General features: G+C 67.2%; 13 protein-coding genes and 1 pseudogene. 3 read left to right on the top strand and 11 right to left on the bottom strand.

All coding sequences use genetic code 11. The features are described 5' to 3' along the window. Nucleotides 1-72: 72 nt before the first annotated feature. Entirely contained in the window at nucleotides 73-888 is an 816-nt protein-coding gene (locus tag HB681_RS14370) for a helix-turn-helix transcriptional regulator (protein WP_213955519.1), read from the top strand. Here HB681_RS14370 and HB681_RS14365 read toward each other — a convergent pair. The 8 genes from HB681_RS14365 to HB681_RS14330 all read right to left on the bottom strand — a co-directional run bounded on the left by HB681_RS14365 (nucleotide 885) and on the right by HB681_RS14330 (nucleotide 8,445). Then, nucleotides 885-2,078: a HupE/UreJ family protein gene (locus HB681_RS14365; protein WP_345944682.1), complete on the bottom strand. Its 1,194-nt coding sequence runs from the start codon at nucleotides 2,076-2,078 to the stop codon at nucleotides 885-887. The two genes, HB681_RS14370 and HB681_RS14365, sit on opposite strands and share 4 nt — an antisense overlap. After that, complete coding sequence (locus HB681_RS14360; RefSeq protein WP_345944681.1) at nucleotides 2,075-3,352, bottom strand: hypothetical protein; 1,278 nt, start codon at nucleotides 3,350-3,352, stop codon at nucleotides 2,075-2,077. The genes HB681_RS14365 and HB681_RS14360 overlap by 4 nt, the downstream gene beginning before the upstream one ends. A gap of 2 nt (nucleotides 3,353-3,354) precedes the next feature. After that, nucleotides 3,355-3,645, bottom strand: a complete 291-nt coding sequence (locus tag HB681_RS14355; protein WP_256734948.1) for a hypothetical protein — start codon at nucleotides 3,643-3,645, stop codon at nucleotides 3,355-3,357. Between the two features lie 13 nt (nucleotides 3,646-3,658). Continuing rightward, on the bottom strand, nucleotides 3,659-5,158 hold the full coding sequence (locus tag HB681_RS14350) for a DUF4331 domain-containing protein (protein ID WP_213955518.1): 1,500 nt from the start codon (nucleotides 5,156-5,158) through the stop codon (nucleotides 3,659-3,661). 135 nt (nucleotides 5,159-5,293) lie between these two features. Next, a complete protein-coding gene (locus HB681_RS14345) occupies nucleotides 5,294-6,385 on the bottom strand; it encodes a mandelate racemase/muconate lactonizing enzyme family protein (protein WP_213955517.1) in 1,092 nt (363 codons plus the stop codon). 14 nt (nucleotides 6,386-6,399) lie between these two features. Continuing rightward, on the bottom strand, nucleotides 6,400-6,981 hold the full coding sequence (locus HB681_RS14340; protein WP_213955516.1) for a hypothetical protein: 582 nt from the start codon (nucleotides 6,979-6,981) through the stop codon (nucleotides 6,400-6,402). Then, entirely contained in the window at nucleotides 6,978-8,132 is a 1,155-nt protein-coding gene (locus tag HB681_RS14335) for a DUF2827 domain-containing protein (RefSeq protein ID WP_213955515.1), read from the bottom strand. The genes HB681_RS14340 and HB681_RS14335 overlap by 4 nt, the downstream gene beginning before the upstream one ends. Nucleotides 8,133-8,193: 61 nt before the next feature. Beyond that, nucleotides 8,194-8,445 (bottom strand): DUF2827 family protein, encoded by a 252-nt coding sequence (locus tag HB681_RS14330; protein WP_218628225.1) that lies wholly within the window; start codon nucleotides 8,443-8,445, stop codon nucleotides 8,194-8,196. A 22-nt stretch (nucleotides 8,446-8,467) separates the two neighbouring features. Here HB681_RS14330 and HB681_RS14325 point away from each other — a divergent pair. Together HB681_RS14325 and HB681_RS14320 are read left to right on the top strand one after the other, a co-directional pair. Next, nucleotides 8,468-8,707, top strand: a pseudogene (locus HB681_RS14325) (DUF2827 family protein); the annotation flags it as partial. Nucleotides 8,708-8,815: 108 nt separating this feature from the next. Then, nucleotides 8,816-9,322, top strand: a complete 507-nt coding sequence (locus tag HB681_RS14320; RefSeq protein ID WP_213955513.1) for a pyridoxamine 5'-phosphate oxidase family protein — start codon at nucleotides 8,816-8,818, stop codon at nucleotides 9,320-9,322. Between the two features lie 63 nt (nucleotides 9,323-9,385). Here HB681_RS14320 and acnB read toward each other — a convergent pair whose 3' ends face one another. The 3 genes from acnB to HB681_RS14305 form a co-directional block, all read right to left on the bottom strand. Further along, on the bottom strand, nucleotides 9,386-11,971 hold the full coding sequence (gene acnB, locus HB681_RS14315; protein WP_213955512.1) for a bifunctional aconitate hydratase 2/2-methylisocitrate dehydratase: 2,586 nt from the start codon (nucleotides 11,969-11,971) through the stop codon (nucleotides 9,386-9,388). Between the two features lie 68 nt (nucleotides 11,972-12,039). Next, entirely contained in the window at nucleotides 12,040-12,585 is a 546-nt protein-coding gene (locus tag HB681_RS14310) for a hypothetical protein (protein ID WP_213955511.1), read from the bottom strand. 34 nt (nucleotides 12,586-12,619) lie between these two features. Continuing rightward, nucleotides 12,620-13,621, bottom strand: coding sequence for an aldolase/citrate lyase family protein (locus tag HB681_RS14305; RefSeq protein ID WP_213955510.1), 1,002 nt, complete (start codon nucleotides 13,619-13,621; stop codon nucleotides 12,620-12,622). Nucleotides 13,622-13,670 lie beyond the last annotated feature (49 nt).

Here is a 13,670-nt window from a genome sequence, read left to right as displayed (position 1 = left end):
GTCGGTCAATCACTTCGAACATGACGTGCGGGGTCATGTTCGAAATGACGTGCAAGACCTAGCATCCGGTCCATGACACTCCGCACCGCCTCGCCGACTGCCGCCGACACCTTCGGCACCCACCTGCGCCACTGGCGCCAGCACCGTCGCCTGAGCCAGCTGGACCTGGCCCAGGAGGCTGACGTGTCGACCCGCCACCTCAGCTATGTAGAGACCGGCCGCGCCACGCCGAGCCGCGAGATGGTGCTGCGGCTGGCCGACCGGCTGGACGTGCCGCTGCGCGAGCGCAACGCCCTGCTGGTTGCGGCCGGCTTCGCGCCGATGTACCGGCAGCGTTCGCTCGACGACCCGGCGCTCGGGCCGGCGCGGCGTGCGGTCGACCTGGTGCTCAAGGGTCACGAGCCATTCCCTGCGCTGGCCGTGGACCGGCACTGGAACCTGGTGGCGCACAACGCCGTGGTGCCGCTGCTGATGGCGGGCGCGTCGGCCGAGTTGCTGAAGCCGCCGATCAACGTGTTGCGGCTGAGCTTGCATCCGGATGGCCTGGCCCCGCGCATCGCCAACCTGGGGCAATGGCGCGCCCACCTGCTGGAGCGCTTGCAACAGCAGATCGCGGCGACGGGCGACGCGGCGCTCACCGCATTGCACGATGAACTCGCGGCGTACCCGGTCGGTGTCGCAGGGCATGACGCGCCCCCGGCGGGCGGCGAACTGGCCGGCGTGGTCGTGCCCTTTCAGTTGGTCACGCCCAATGGGTTGCTGAGCTTCATCAGCACCACGACGATCTTCGGCACGCCAGTGGATGTGACGCTGCAGGAGCTGGCAGTGGAATCGTTCTTTCCGGCCGATGCGCAGACGGCGGCGGCGCTGTCGGCCCTGAAAACCTAGACCGGCAGCACTTTCAAGTCGAACACCCGCTCGACGAACCAGATCGCCGCAATGCCCATCGCCAGCGCCGACCCGCCACGCAGCACCAGCGGCGGGTAGCGCCTCTGCCAGCGCAGCGCCAGCAAGACGCTCAGCGCGATCGACACCACGATGAGCTGGCCGGCCTCGACGCCCAGGTTGAATTCCAGCAACGCCTTCACGAAGCTCGTCACCGGCAGGTCGAGTTCGGCGAGCACGTTGGCGAAGCCGAAGCCGTGGATCAGGCCGAACAGGAAAGTGAAGATGCGGCGCCGTCCGCGCAGCAGCGGCACGATGTTGTCGACCGCCGCCACGATGATCGTGAGCGCGATGGCGGGCTCGATGAGACGCGGCGACAGCGACACGATCTTCAACCCCGCGAGCGCCAGGGTGATCGAATGCCCCAGCGTGAACATCGTGACCGTCGAGACGATCGGCCACACCGCCTGCTGCCATCGCGCCACTGGCCGCCACTTGCCGTTGCTACGCACCAGCACGGCCGGCAACAGCAAGCTGATGAGGAACAGAATGTGGTCGTAGCCGATGAGGATGTGGTGGATGCCGTCCAGGAAGAAAGTCGCGCCGCCGGTGGTGGCTGCGTTCACGGTCGGTGCCGTGCCGGGTGCATCCGGCCCCACCTCGCCCGAAGCCGCACCGGCGCCGCCCGGCGGCATCGCGACCGACACCGCCCCGGCCGCCGGGTCGAGCGACTGCAACGCGGGCGGCTGGCCCTCGCCCGCGTCGACGCGCAACAGACCGCGATGCGTCGGGTCGACTTCGCGGAACAGGCTGTAGTCGATGCGCAGCCCGCCAGCCACGTCGCACGCGCCCTGCAACCGAAGCACGAGATAGCTTCCGTCGACGCGCTTTTCCAGGGCGGGCGGCTGCGCCTCGCCGAGTGTGCAACGGCCATCCTGCAGGCGCAGATGCGCCAGCGCATAGGCGCGAATGTCGTCCATGCGGCTGCGGACTTCACCCCAGCTCAGCTTCTGGTCTTCGTCCTGGTCGAGGTCGAGCACCGCATCGAGATCGCGCAGCGACACGTCCCAGCGCAGGTGCACGATGCCGTCGGCGCGGCTCAACTGGAGGTAGGCGTCGCTGGCCTTGTGCGCCAGCGCGGGCATGGCGACCATTGCCATCGCCGCCATCAACAAGGTGAGGAGGCGCTTCACGACGCACCCCCGAGCACCGCGTCGACACGCGCATCGCGCAGGCCGATCTGCTGCATCAGCGCCCTGACCTCATCGCGAGCGCCGTCGTCGCGCGCGGCCGCGGCGGCGCGCGCGAACACCAGCAGGTCGATCGGCTCCCGCTGCAACTGCACGTTCAGCCGTGCCAGCGCCAACGCCTGCGCCGCATCGCCCTGCACGTCGAGCGCGAACATCGCGTGCTCCCGCGCATGCAGTTGCGCGCTGCCGGGACGCAGTGCTGCCGCGTCGAAGCGTGCGGCCAGTTCGGCGGCATCGCGCTGCGCGGCCTCATGCAGCGGCGCTGGAAGCTTGCCCTGCGCCGCCAACCGCTTCTGCGCCATCACGATGCGCAGCAACACGGCATCGCTGCGCACCTCGCCCCTCAGCAAGGGCAACACCTCGGCCGCTCGATTGCGCTGCAGCAGGAAGTCGCTGTAGGCCAGCGCGACATAGCCGCCAGCGCCAGCGCCGAGGGCTTGCCGATAGGCCGCGTCTGCCTGGGCATCGCGGCCGGCGAGTTCGGCGATCTCGGCCTCGGTCGTCAGCAGCCATTGCCGCGTCGAGGCTTGCCGCTTCTCCTGCAGTAAGGGGTTCTCGAGCAGGGCCTGCAGGGATTGCTGCGCGGCCGGGTGGTCGCCACGCAGGCCGTTGTTCTCTGCGAGGCATGCCAACGCAAAGACGTTCTGGCGCAGGCGCACCAGCGAGCGGCAGGCGGTGTCGGATTCGTCGTAGCGACCGCGCACGCGCAGGATGGTCGCCAGCGTCAGCCAGCCTTGCGCGTCGTCGGGATGGCTGGCGAGCGCCATGCGCAAGGTGCGCTCCGCACCATCGAAATCATGGAGAAACTGCGCCACCGTCGCATGCATGACAAGGATCGCATTCGGGGTGCTGGCAGTGAGCGGCTGCCATGCCTGCAGCACGCCCAGCGCATGGCCGGCGTAGCGCGCATCGCCTTGCGAGCGGGCGAGGTCGAGATACGACTGCGCGGCGGTCAGCGCCACGCCCTCGTCGCGTGGCCGTGCGACGAGTTCACGGCGCAGCCGCCTTTCCTCGCGCGACCAGCCGGCCACGGCTGGCAGCGTTTCGACGATCTCGCTGTCGCTGGTGGGCACGCGCGGAACGGCACGCGCCGAAGGGCTGGCCACGAGCATGGCCAGCACCAGGAAGGAGATCGCACCGGCAAGGCGGTCGACAAAACGACCGAACAGGCGACCGGAACAGCGGCGGGCCATGAGGCCGGTGCGAATCGTGGTCACGATCAGGGCGTCGCGACGGCTTCTTTGGTGTCCGACGTGGCCGGCGGATCGAACTTCGACACGTCGGCCGCCTCAGCCGTCTCCGGCGCCATGCCGAGCAGGGCCATCACGTAAGAGATGAAGCCCGCGTAGGGATCGGCCGCGCCCGAGTCGCCGCCACCGTTGCCGGTGCTCGTCGTCGGCGGCAAGAAGCCCCCGCCGCCGCCTCCGCCACCACCGCAGGCCGACAGCAACAACACGGTCGTCAGCGACATGGCCACCGGAAGGGCCCAACGAAAGGATGTGTCTTTCATGATGATTCGCTCCTCACGGTGCCGCCGACACCGCGCCCGGCAGCGGCGTGTTGAGGTATGGGAACGCAGCCGGGAACTGCGCCGGGCTTTGCAGCGCGCCATCGGTCAGCGGCGCGGCGCCAGCGGGTGCATCCGATGGCCTGCAGCCGACCTTGAACTTGTCCTCCGTGCCGGTCAGCACGCACAGCGCGCCCATGGCCACGCGCAGCTCGATGTCGACGACGTCGTCGCCCGGACGCCGGCCGTTCGGGAAGCCCGCCAGGTCGCCGCCGGCCACGCCGAAGTTGCTCTGCTTGTCCTTCGTTGTCGGCGGGATCTTGGTCTCCAGCCGAAGCATTTCCGATGGCGTGCCATTGGCCGGCTTGTTCAGGCCCTCGATGCCGGTCAGGAACGCGGCCACGAGGTCGGTGCGCGGGAAGTTGGTCGGCGCCTTGGCGGACGGGAACAGCTTCTCGATCAGCGCCGGCAATGCCGGGTTGGTCACGTAGCTCAGGAACTGCGTGTCGTTCTTCGGCTGCGAGTTGTTGAACCTGTCCTTGTCCTTCAGGCCGATCACCACTTCGTTGACCAGCGGCATGCCGAGTCGCGACACCTGCGCCCACGGGCCTCCGTTGAGCGCGGCGGTCTGGTAGCCGCTCTTGGGCGGGCTGGCGATGAGCCGCCCCTGGCGCACGCTGGAGGTGGTCCAGCCGCCGATGATGGTGCTGCCGCCGGTCGTGAGGCAGGCGGTCGGCACTTCGAGTTCGAGCGAGGTGACGTTCTTGCCGGCCAGCGAGTCGGCGCCGGGCACGTCGGTGTTGCCGAGCGGATCCAGGTTGATCAGGTCGAAGATCGGGCCGAGCGCGACCACGAACGGGTCCTTGCGCTGGCCGACGAAGACCTTGGCCGGCGCACCGCAGCCGGGGATGTTCACGTCGTAGATGTGCTGGGCGGCATAGGCGGCGTAGGCGCCGCCGGTGCCGAAGGTCTTCTCGCCGATGTTGTCGGTGGGCTTGTCGAACTCGGAGCTGCCGTCGGACTTCGTCACCAGGCTGCCCTGGCTGCCGCGCCGGTCGCCGCGCACCACGCTCACGGTGTAGGTCTCGCGCAGGTTGCTGGTGGCCTGGTTGGGTGCGGTGATGCCGCCGGCCTGCACCAGCGGGATCGACGTGGACTTGCCTCCGATCGGCAGCGCGATGTCGCGCAGCGTGTTCTTGAAGCGGAACTGGAAGGTGATGTCTTCGCGGCCGTCGCCGTTGTTGTCGATGTGGATCTCGTAGAGCCCGTTCGGGTCCATCGCGAAGAAGTTCGGGCCGCCGGCGGGGCTCTGGTCGGGCTGGTAGTCGGCGATCAGCGTGGTGTAGTCGGCACGGGCCGGGTCGTAGCTGCGGAACATGTAGAAGTCCGTCGCGTCGAGCTTGGGCATGCCGGCAATCGACGGCGCCTCCCTGTGGCTCGATGCGAAGGCACCGCCCGCGACGACCGCGCAGAGCGCAGCCACGCAGGGCCTGACGGGGAACCTGGAAAGTCTCATGGGCGTCACCTCGAAGAGTGGAGTGAGTGGTCTCCGCTCGAAAAGAGCGAAGTACTGCACCTACGCGGCGACGCTTCCCATGGATTCAATGAAGTTGCTACTGAATGCAGCAACCGACGGACGGTAGCTGGTAGCTCAGGCGCGGATGGCTTCGAGGCCCTTCCAGTCGAACACGATGCCGTGGCCCGGCCGGTCGGGCGCGGTGGCAAAGCCGTCCCGGATCCGCAGCGGCTCGGCGAGGTAGGCATCCAGCCCGAACCCGTGCGCCTCCAGATATGAACGGTTGGGCACCGCGCCCAGCAGATGCACCGTCACGTCATGCGCGCCATGCGTGGTGACGGGCAGGTTGAAGGCCTCGGCCAGGTGGGCGATCTTCATGAAGGGCGTGATGCCGCCGCAGTTGGTCACGTCGGGCTCCGGAAAAGTTACGCCGCCGGCTGCTATCAGTTGCTTGAACTCCCACAGCGTGCGCAGGTTCTCGCCCGAGGCGATCGGGATGCCGCCCTCGCGCACCACGCGCGCCTGCCCGGCGACGTCATCGGGAATGAGCGGCTCCTCCAGCCACGTCAGGTCGAACGGGCGGAACGCGTGTGCCGCGCGGATGGCCTCGTCGGCGCTCCAGCGCATGTTGGCGTCGACCATCAGTGGAAAGCCATCGCCGAGGTGCTCGCGCATCGCCGCGACGCGGGCCACGTCCTCCGAGAGCTTGTCGCGCCCCACCTTCATCTTGATCGCGCGGAAGCCCTTGGCCAGGTTGCCATCGGTCTGCGCCAGCAGTTCGTCGAGCGGCAGTTGCAGGTCGATGCCGCCCGCATAGCAAGGCACGCGGGGATCGTTGCCGCCGAGCAGCTTCCACAGCGGCTGGGCGAGGCGCCGCGCCTTGAGGTCCCACAGCGCCATGTCCACGGCGGAGAGCGCCAGCACCGTCGGGCCGCCGCGGCCGCCATAGTGGGAGGCCCACCACAGCTTGTTCCAGAGATGCTCGATGCGGTCGGCGTCCTCGCCCACCAGCAACTCGGCGAAGTCCTTCGTCAGCACGGCTTCGATGGCGGCGCCGTTGCGCCCGCAGGTGTAGGTGTAGCCGGTGCCTTCCGCGCCCTCCGAGTCGCGCAGTCGCACGAGGTTGAGTTCGAAGGCGCGCATGTCGCCATGCATCGAGTCGGAGAGGATGCGGGGCAATGCGAGTCGGCAGTGCAGGGTCTCGATGGTCTGGATGCGGCGGCTCAATGGATTTCCTGGGTTCAGCGCTTTGGCGGCGGTGTGGCTGTGGCGGGCGCGGCCGGGTTCTTCCACGCGTATTCGACGAACCTGCGGATGACCAGGCAGCCCGGCGGCGAGTCGATCAGCGACACCGACGAGTTGGGCTCCTTCGGGTCGACGTAGACCGAGTAGATCGGCAGCAGCTTCGTCATCTGGTAGCCGGACAGTTCCTGCTGCGCGATGCTGGCGCAGGTGAAGGGCGCGACGGAGATGCGCTCCGCGGCGACGGTGCAGCTGCCATCGGCCTCCGGCAAGGTCGTGATCGACGCGGCCACGCCGGCGTTGGGGTATTCGATGCCGAGCATGGCGAAGGTCGCCCCGCCGTCGGGGCGCTTGCGGTCCCAGTCGAGCAGCAGGTCATGTGAACGCGCACCTTGCAGGCTCAATGCCGACAGGCGCTGGATGGCGGGGAGGCAGCGCTTGATGCCCAGGCTGCTGGCGGCGATGCTGAGCTTGTCTTGCGGCACGGCCTGCGGTGACGGCGCGAGCACGCCCTGTGCACACGCGAGGCCGCCCGCCAGGCTCGATGCCGCGGCAATCGACGACAGCAGGCGGATGTTCATGATGAGCGGTTGAAGAGCGCCTCGATCGCGGCAGTGTAGGCGCGTACGTTGGCTTCGTGTTCGGGGTCGAGCAGGGCCAGGAACCGGCGCGCCTGCGCGCGGTAAGCGGCAAGGTTGGCGTCATGCTCCGCGAAGGCGCGACGCAGCGCCTGGCCGCCTTCCTCGCAGTCGAAGCCGTGGTACCGGTAGCCGCACCCGCCCAGCAGGTGCGAGTTGTGGATCAGCGGGAAACCACCGTGCAGCGCCTCGTAGTAGAGGTAGTTCTGGCTGTTCTCCCAATGGTGCGCCATCACGGCATCGACGCTCGCGGGCATCACCTGGAACAGCGGGAATCGGCCTTCGAAACTGGCCAGGCCGTGCCGCACCACGTCCAGGCTCTGGGCGAAGCCGATGAAGGCCGGCTTGTCCTTCAGGTGGAAGCTGTTGTAGACCCACAGGTGCTCGATCAGCCGCGGCTGCGCGCGGTGCGCCACGTCGCAGGCGAGCATCGGCGTAAAGCAGGTCTTCACCATGCAGATGTTGGGCTCGAAGATGGCCACGCGCCATTGGGGTCGGCCGGGCGTGTACTCGAAGGGGGTCGCGGCGTCCATGCGCTCGCGCGCACGGTCGAGCACCAGCGGGCTCCACAGGTGCGGCATCAGTCGCACCGGCGCGCGGAACGCGGTCGCGAAATAGGGCGCGCAGATGCTCTCGTACTCAGGCAGCGTCCAGACTTCGTCGTAGGGCGCGCCGGTGATCAGCAGGCCGTGCGGCTTGTCGAAGATCATGCGCTCGATGTCGATCACGTAGTCGTTGCCCACCCGCATCGACGCGACGCGGCCACCCCGCGCGCGGAAGTCGATCATCCATTGCTTGTCGAGTTGCGCGCTCATCTCGATCATGAGGTCGAGCCTTTGCGCGGCCGCCGCCATGTCGATGATCGGCACCGGCGAATCGACGAGGAAGGTCGATGCATCCTGCGGGCCGCCGTCGCCACCGCCGGCCACCAGCACCACGTCTTCCACGATGGGCGAACGCATCAGCAGCAGCACCAGGAAGATGCAGTTCTGGAAGATGCCGTTCTCCCACAGGCTCTGCTCGCCCTTGCGGATGAAGATCGAGACGCCGACCTTCAGCTTGCGCGACGCGAGCGGGTTGCCTGCGCTGCTCATGAGGAAACCTTCGTGCTGTGCACTGCGGTGCGAGCTTGCTTGGGGCGGCCCGGCGCGGCGCTCATTCGGCCGCTCCCGCAAGTGCAACCGGCGCACTGGCCTTGAAGCCCTCGTCGCCGCCAACCAGGTGCAGCAAGCGGCGCGCATAGCCGACGACGTTCTCGACGGCAAACGGATCGACCGCTGCGAACACGCGCCGGGAGCGGGCGCGGTAGTCATCGATCTGCGCATCGTGGTCGCGCAATGCGTGCAACAGTTGCGCCCCGGCGGCGTCGGCGTCGAACTGCGGGTAGTAATAGCCCGCATCGCCCAGCCAGCGCGAGTTGTGGATGAGCGGGTACCCGCTCGTGCATAACGCTGCGCTTTGTCCGGACCTGGGCTACTACTACAAGGGCAACGACGTCAATGCCGGTGCCGCGCGCCTGCGCGAGGTCATCGACGGGCATGACGCGGACCATGCGGGTTACCGGGCACGGCAGCGCGCCCTGATTACCCGCTACCTCCCCGACAACGCCACGCTCGTCATGCGCTACGCCGAACTGCTCGACGAACTGGTGGCGCGGCCCGCGAGATGAAGCCCTGCGTCGGCGTTGGACGACATGCGCATGCGCGTTTGATCCGCGTGAGGGCTGCCGGTCGCGGCCTACGGTTGGCGTCCAGTCACACCGAAGGAGATCATCAACATGACCCAAACCGCGACCGCCAACGACCCGGGCAAGCTCTGGGACCTGATCAAGGGCACCCGCTTCGGCATGCTCACGCACCGCCACGAAGATGGCCTGCACAGCCACCCTCTGACCACGCAGAACAAGACCCTCGACGCCGATGGCAGGCTCTACTTCTTTGTCCCGAAGAACGGCGAGATCGCACGCCACCTGGTGCACGACGCCTCGGTGAACGTCGCCTATGCCAACACCGACGACGACACCTATGTCTCGGTCACCGGCCACGCCAAGCTCATCGAGGACCAGGCGCTGAAGGAATCGCTCTTCACCACCATGGCCAAGGCCTGGTTTCCGGAAGGCGCCAAGGATCCAAACCTCGGCCTGCTCGCCGTCGAGATCAGCAGCGCCGACTACTGGGACGTCGACGAGACGAAGGCCACGCAACTGTTCCGCATGCTGACCTCGGCCGTCACCGGCAAGCCGCCCACCGACATCGGCGAGCATGGGCGCGTGGTCATGAATTGAAGGCCCGCAAATACAAAAAAGCCCGCCTCTTTCGAAGCGGGCTTCCCTGGATGGCCGCTCAGGTCAGGCGTGAACCGTCGCTGCCGCCTCGGTGAACTCATCGATCTTGTCGAAGTTCAGGTACTGGTAGACCTGGTCGCTCGCAGCGGTGAGCACGCCCATGCCGGCCATGTACTCTTCCTTCGTCGGGATGCGGCCGAGCGTGGAAGCGATCGACGCGAGTTCGGCGCTGCTCAGGTACACGTTGGTGTTCTTGCCCAGGCGGTTCGGGAAGTTGCGCGTGCTGGTGGACACCACCGTCGCGCCTTCGCGCACCTGTGCCTGGTTGCCCATGCACAGCGAGCAGCCTGGCATTTCGGTGCGCGCACCCGCGTTGCCGAACACGCCGTAATGGCCTTCTTCCGTCAGTTGATTGGCGTCCATCTTGGTCGGCGGCGCGATCCACAGCTTGACCGGGATGTCGCGCTTGCCTTCGAGCAGCTTGGAGGCTGCACGGAAGTGGCCGATGTTGGTCATGCACGAACCGATGAACACTTCGTCGATCTTGACGCCGGCCACGTCGGACAGCGTCTTCACGTCGTCCGGGTCGTTGGGGCAGGCCAGGATCGGCTCGTGGATGTCGGCCAGGTCGATGTCGATCACGGCAGCGTATTCTGCGTCGGCGTCGGGTTGCAGCAGCTGCGGGTCCTTCAGCCAGGCTTCCTGCGCGGCGATGCGGCGCCCCAGCGTACGGGCGTCGGCATAGCCTTCCGAGATCATCCAGCGCATCAGCGTGATGTTGCTGTTGATGTATTCGATGATCGGGGCCTTGTCCAGGTGCACGGTGCAGCCGGCGGCCGAGCGTTCAGCCGAAGCGTCGCTCAATTCGAAGGCTTGCTCGACTTTCAGGTCCGGCAGGCCTTCGATTTCGAGGATGCGACCCGAGAAGATGTTCTTCTTGCCCTTCTTCTCGACCGTCAGCAGGCCGGCCTTGATGGCGTACAGCGGAATCGCGTTCACCAGGTCACGCAACGTGACGCCCGGTTGCATCTTGCCCTTGAAACGCACCAGAACCGATTCCGGCATGTCCAGCGGCATCACGCCCGTGGCCGCAGCAAAGGCCACGAGGCCGGAGCCGGCCGGGAAGCTGATGCCGATCGGGAAACGCGTGTGGCTGTCGCCGCCGGTGCCGACGGTGTCGGGCGTCAGCAGGCGGTTGAGCCAGCTGTGGATCACGCCGTCGCCCGGACGCAGCGAAACGCCGCCGCGGGTGCTGATGAAGTCCGGCAGCTCGTGGTGCATCTTCACGTCGACCTTCTTGGGATAGGCCGCCGTGTGGCAGAACGATTGCATGACCAGGTCGGCCGAGAAGCCCAGGCAGGCCAAGTCCTTCAGTTCGTCGCGGGTCATCGGGCCGGTCGTGTCCTGGGAGCCGACCGACGTCATCTTCGGTTCGCAATAGGTGCCGGGGCGGACGCCCTGCCCTTCCGGCAGCCCGCAGGCGCGGCCGACCATCTTCTGCGCGAGCGAGAAGCCCTTCCTGGTGTCCACCGGTGCTTGCGGCAGGCGGAACAAGGTCGAAGCGGGCAGGCCCAGCGCCTCGCGCGCCTTGGTCGTCAGGCCGCGGCCGATGATCAGCGGAATGCGGCCACCGGCGCGCACTTCGTCGAACAGCACGTCGCTCTTCACGGTGAACTCGGCGATGACCTGGCCGTCCTTGAGCGCCTTGCCTTCGTAGGGGCGCAGTTCGATCACATCGCCCATGTTCATGTTGTTGACGTCGAGTTCGATCGGCAGCGCGCCGGCGTCTTCCATCGTGTTGTAGAAGATCGGGGCGATCTTGGCGCCCAGGCACACCCCGCCGAAGCGCTTGTTCGGGATGAAGGGGATGTCCTGGCCGGTGAACCACAGCACGCTGTTGGTGGCGGACTTGCGCGAGGAGCCCGTGCCGACCACGTCACCGACATAGGCGACCAGGTGGCCCTTTTCCTTGAGCGATTCGATGAACTTCACCGGGCCGCGCTTGCCGTCCTCTTCCGGCGTGATGCCGGGGCGTGCGTTCTTCAGCATCGCCAGGGCGTGCATCGGGATATCGGGGCGGGTCGTCGCGTCAGGCGCGGGCGACAGGTCGTCGGTGTTGGTCTCGCCGGTCACCTTGAACACGGTGAGCGTCATGCTCTGCGGCACTTCCGGGCGGCTGGTGAACCATTCGGCATCGGCCCAGCTTTGCAGCACGGCCTTGGCGTGGGCATTGCCCGCGTCGGCCTTCTCCTTGACGTCATGGAACTGGTCGAACATCAGCAGCGTCTTCTTGAGCGCCTCCGCGGCCACGCCGCCGACTTCGGCGTCGTCCAGCAGGTCGATCAGCGGGCTGATGTTGTAGCCGCCCAGCATGGTGCCGAGCAGCTCGGTGGCGTGTGCGCGCGAGATCAGCAGGCTCTTCTCGGTGCCGTGCGCCACGGCCGCGAGGTAGCTGGCCTTGACCTTGGCCGCATCGTCCACGCCGGCGGGCACGCGGTGCGTGATCAGGTTGAGCAGGAATTCGCCATCGTTCTGGGTGGCGACCTTCAGCAGCTCGATCAGCTCGCTGGTCTGCTTGGCAGACAGCGGCAGCGGGGGGATGCCGAGCGCGGCGCGTTCGGCAACGTGTTCAACGTAGGCTTGCAACATTTTTCTCTCCGTGTGACGTGGGAACTGCAGGCGGCGCAGGTTTCAAGCAAGAGCCGCGCCGCGGGGATTTACTTTTTCGGTGCGTCGGCACCTTCGAAAAGGTCCTTCGGCGGGTTCTTCTTCATGCTCTCGGCGAACTCGGCCTGCGCGGCGGCCTGGCACTCGTCGGCCAGGCGCAGACCCTGCTTCTGGCTCATCAGCATCGACTTGTTGCCGAGCTGCAGCCACATGGCTTCCAGGCGCGGGTCTTCCAGGCGGATGGCGCCGGTGCGGCTTTCCACCGGGTGCAGGCGGTACTTCACCTTGTTGTGGGTGAGGTTGAAGAAGCCCGGCTTCTGCGGGTCGGCCTCGATGTCCACGCTGGCGCCGAGTTCGCACTTGATGTTGCCGGTCGCCACACGCTGGGCCACGGCCATGTCTTCGGGCGTCAGCACGATCTTGGTCTCATCGGAAATCGGCTGGGCTTCCTCGACCTTCTTGATGATCTTCTTCGGGACCACCTTCTGCGTGACCTTCTTGCCGGTCGACAGGGGCTTGGCCTTGGCCGCATCTTGCGCCGAGGCGGCAAGAGGTAGTGCCAGGGCCAGTGCCGCGATGAGTGCAATCTTCTTCATGGTGGATTCCTTCTGAGAGTGTTTTTGGAGCAGATCAGGATGTGGCGGGAACGCCAAACCATGCCTTGGCCCCGGAAGGCAAGGCACGGCCAGTGGCGTGCGCGCGCTCGAGCACGTGCCAATACAGGCGGTAGCTCGCGCGGTCGTGCAGCACGCCTTCGAAACTCACGGGCGCCCAGTTGGCGGCCTCGGCGGCGGCGACGATCTTCGCCGCCGTCTCGATCTGCCTTTCGCCCGGTGCGAAGGCATCGAGGATGGGGCGGATCTGGTTGGGATGGATGCTCCACATGCGCGTGTAGCCGAATTCGTTGGCCGCGCGCCTGGCGGCGGCGCGCATCGCGTCAATATCGTTGAATTCGGTGACAACACAATGAGACGGCACCTTGCCGTGCGCATGCGCGGCGGAGGCGATCTCGAGCTTGGCCCGCACCACCAGCGGATGCGTGAACTGCCCCGCCGCCGCCATGCCCTCGGCCGGAATCGCGCCCGCATGCGCGGAAACGAAGTCCATCAGGCCGAAGCTCAGCGACTGCACACGCGGATGCGAGGCAATGTCGAAGGCGTTGTGCACCGCCAGCGGCGATTCGATCAGCACCTGCAGCGGCAAGCCCTGCGCCCCGGCCGCGTCGAGCGCGGCGGCGGCTCGCACCACGTCGGCCAGCGACTCGACCTTCGGCACCATGATGTGGCTGAGCTTGTGGCCGGCTCGCCCGGCGATCGTGGCCACGTCGGCATCGAAGGCCGCGTGGTCCACCGGATGCACGCGCACACCAACTCGCATGCCGGGCGCCGCGGCCAGCGCGAGTTCGGTGACGAGCGCGGCATGCTCGGACTCGCCGCCGACCGGGGCGCCGTCCTCGCAATCGAGCGTGACGTCGAACACGCAGGCGCCGAACTCCTCGGCCATCTCGGCCTGGAGCGCGAGACTCTTCTTCATGCGCGCCTCGACGCCGCTGTAGTGGTCGCACACCGGGAGCACGACGGTGCCGGCCTGTGCGGCGCGCAGCACGTCGCCGGGGCGAAGGGCGGGGATCATTGGAGCCCCCACGCTCGGCACTTCGTGTCCTCGCTGCCCGCCGAGGGGG

Origin of the sequence: Variovorax sp. dw_954 (assembly GCF_018449755.1) — a bacterium.
Classification (GTDB): domain Bacteria; phylum Pseudomonadota; class Gammaproteobacteria; order Burkholderiales; family Burkholderiaceae_C; genus Variovorax.
Note: the sequence above shows the minus strand (reverse complement) of the source record. Positions and strands in the feature narration are given on the sequence as shown.

Excerpts from the sequence above, each read along its gene's own strand:
- HB681_RS14370 (WP_213955519.1), top strand. The coding sequence starts at position 73 with ATGACACTCCGCACCGCCTCGCCGACTGCCGCCGACACCTTCGGCACC.
- HB681_RS14355 (WP_256734948.1), bottom strand. The coding sequence starts at position 3,645 with ATGAAAGACACATCCTTTCGTTGGGCCCTTCCGGTGGCCATGTCGCTG.
- HB681_RS14350 (WP_213955518.1), bottom strand. The coding sequence starts at position 5,158 with ATGAGACTTTCCAGGTTCCCCGTCAGGCCCTGCGTGGCTGCGCTCTGC.
- HB681_RS14340 (WP_213955516.1), bottom strand. The coding sequence starts at position 6,981 with ATGAACATCCGCCTGCTGTCGTCGATTGCCGCGGCATCGAGCCTGGCG.
- HB681_RS14335 (WP_213955515.1), bottom strand. The coding sequence starts at position 8,132 with ATGAGCAGCGCAGGCAACCCGCTCGCGTCGCGCAAGCTGAAGGTCGGC.
- HB681_RS14320 (WP_213955513.1), top strand. The coding sequence starts at position 8,816 with ATGACCCAAACCGCGACCGCCAACGACCCGGGCAAGCTCTGGGACCTG.
- acnB (WP_213955512.1), bottom strand. The coding sequence starts at position 11,971 with ATGTTGCAAGCCTACGTTGAACACGTTGCCGAACGCGCCGCGCTCGGC.
- HB681_RS14310 (WP_213955511.1), bottom strand. The coding sequence starts at position 12,585 with ATGAAGAAGATTGCACTCATCGCGGCACTGGCCCTGGCACTACCTCTT.
- HB681_RS14305 (WP_213955510.1), bottom strand. The coding sequence starts at position 13,621 with ATGATCCCCGCCCTTCGCCCCGGCGACGTGCTGCGCGCCGCACAGGCC.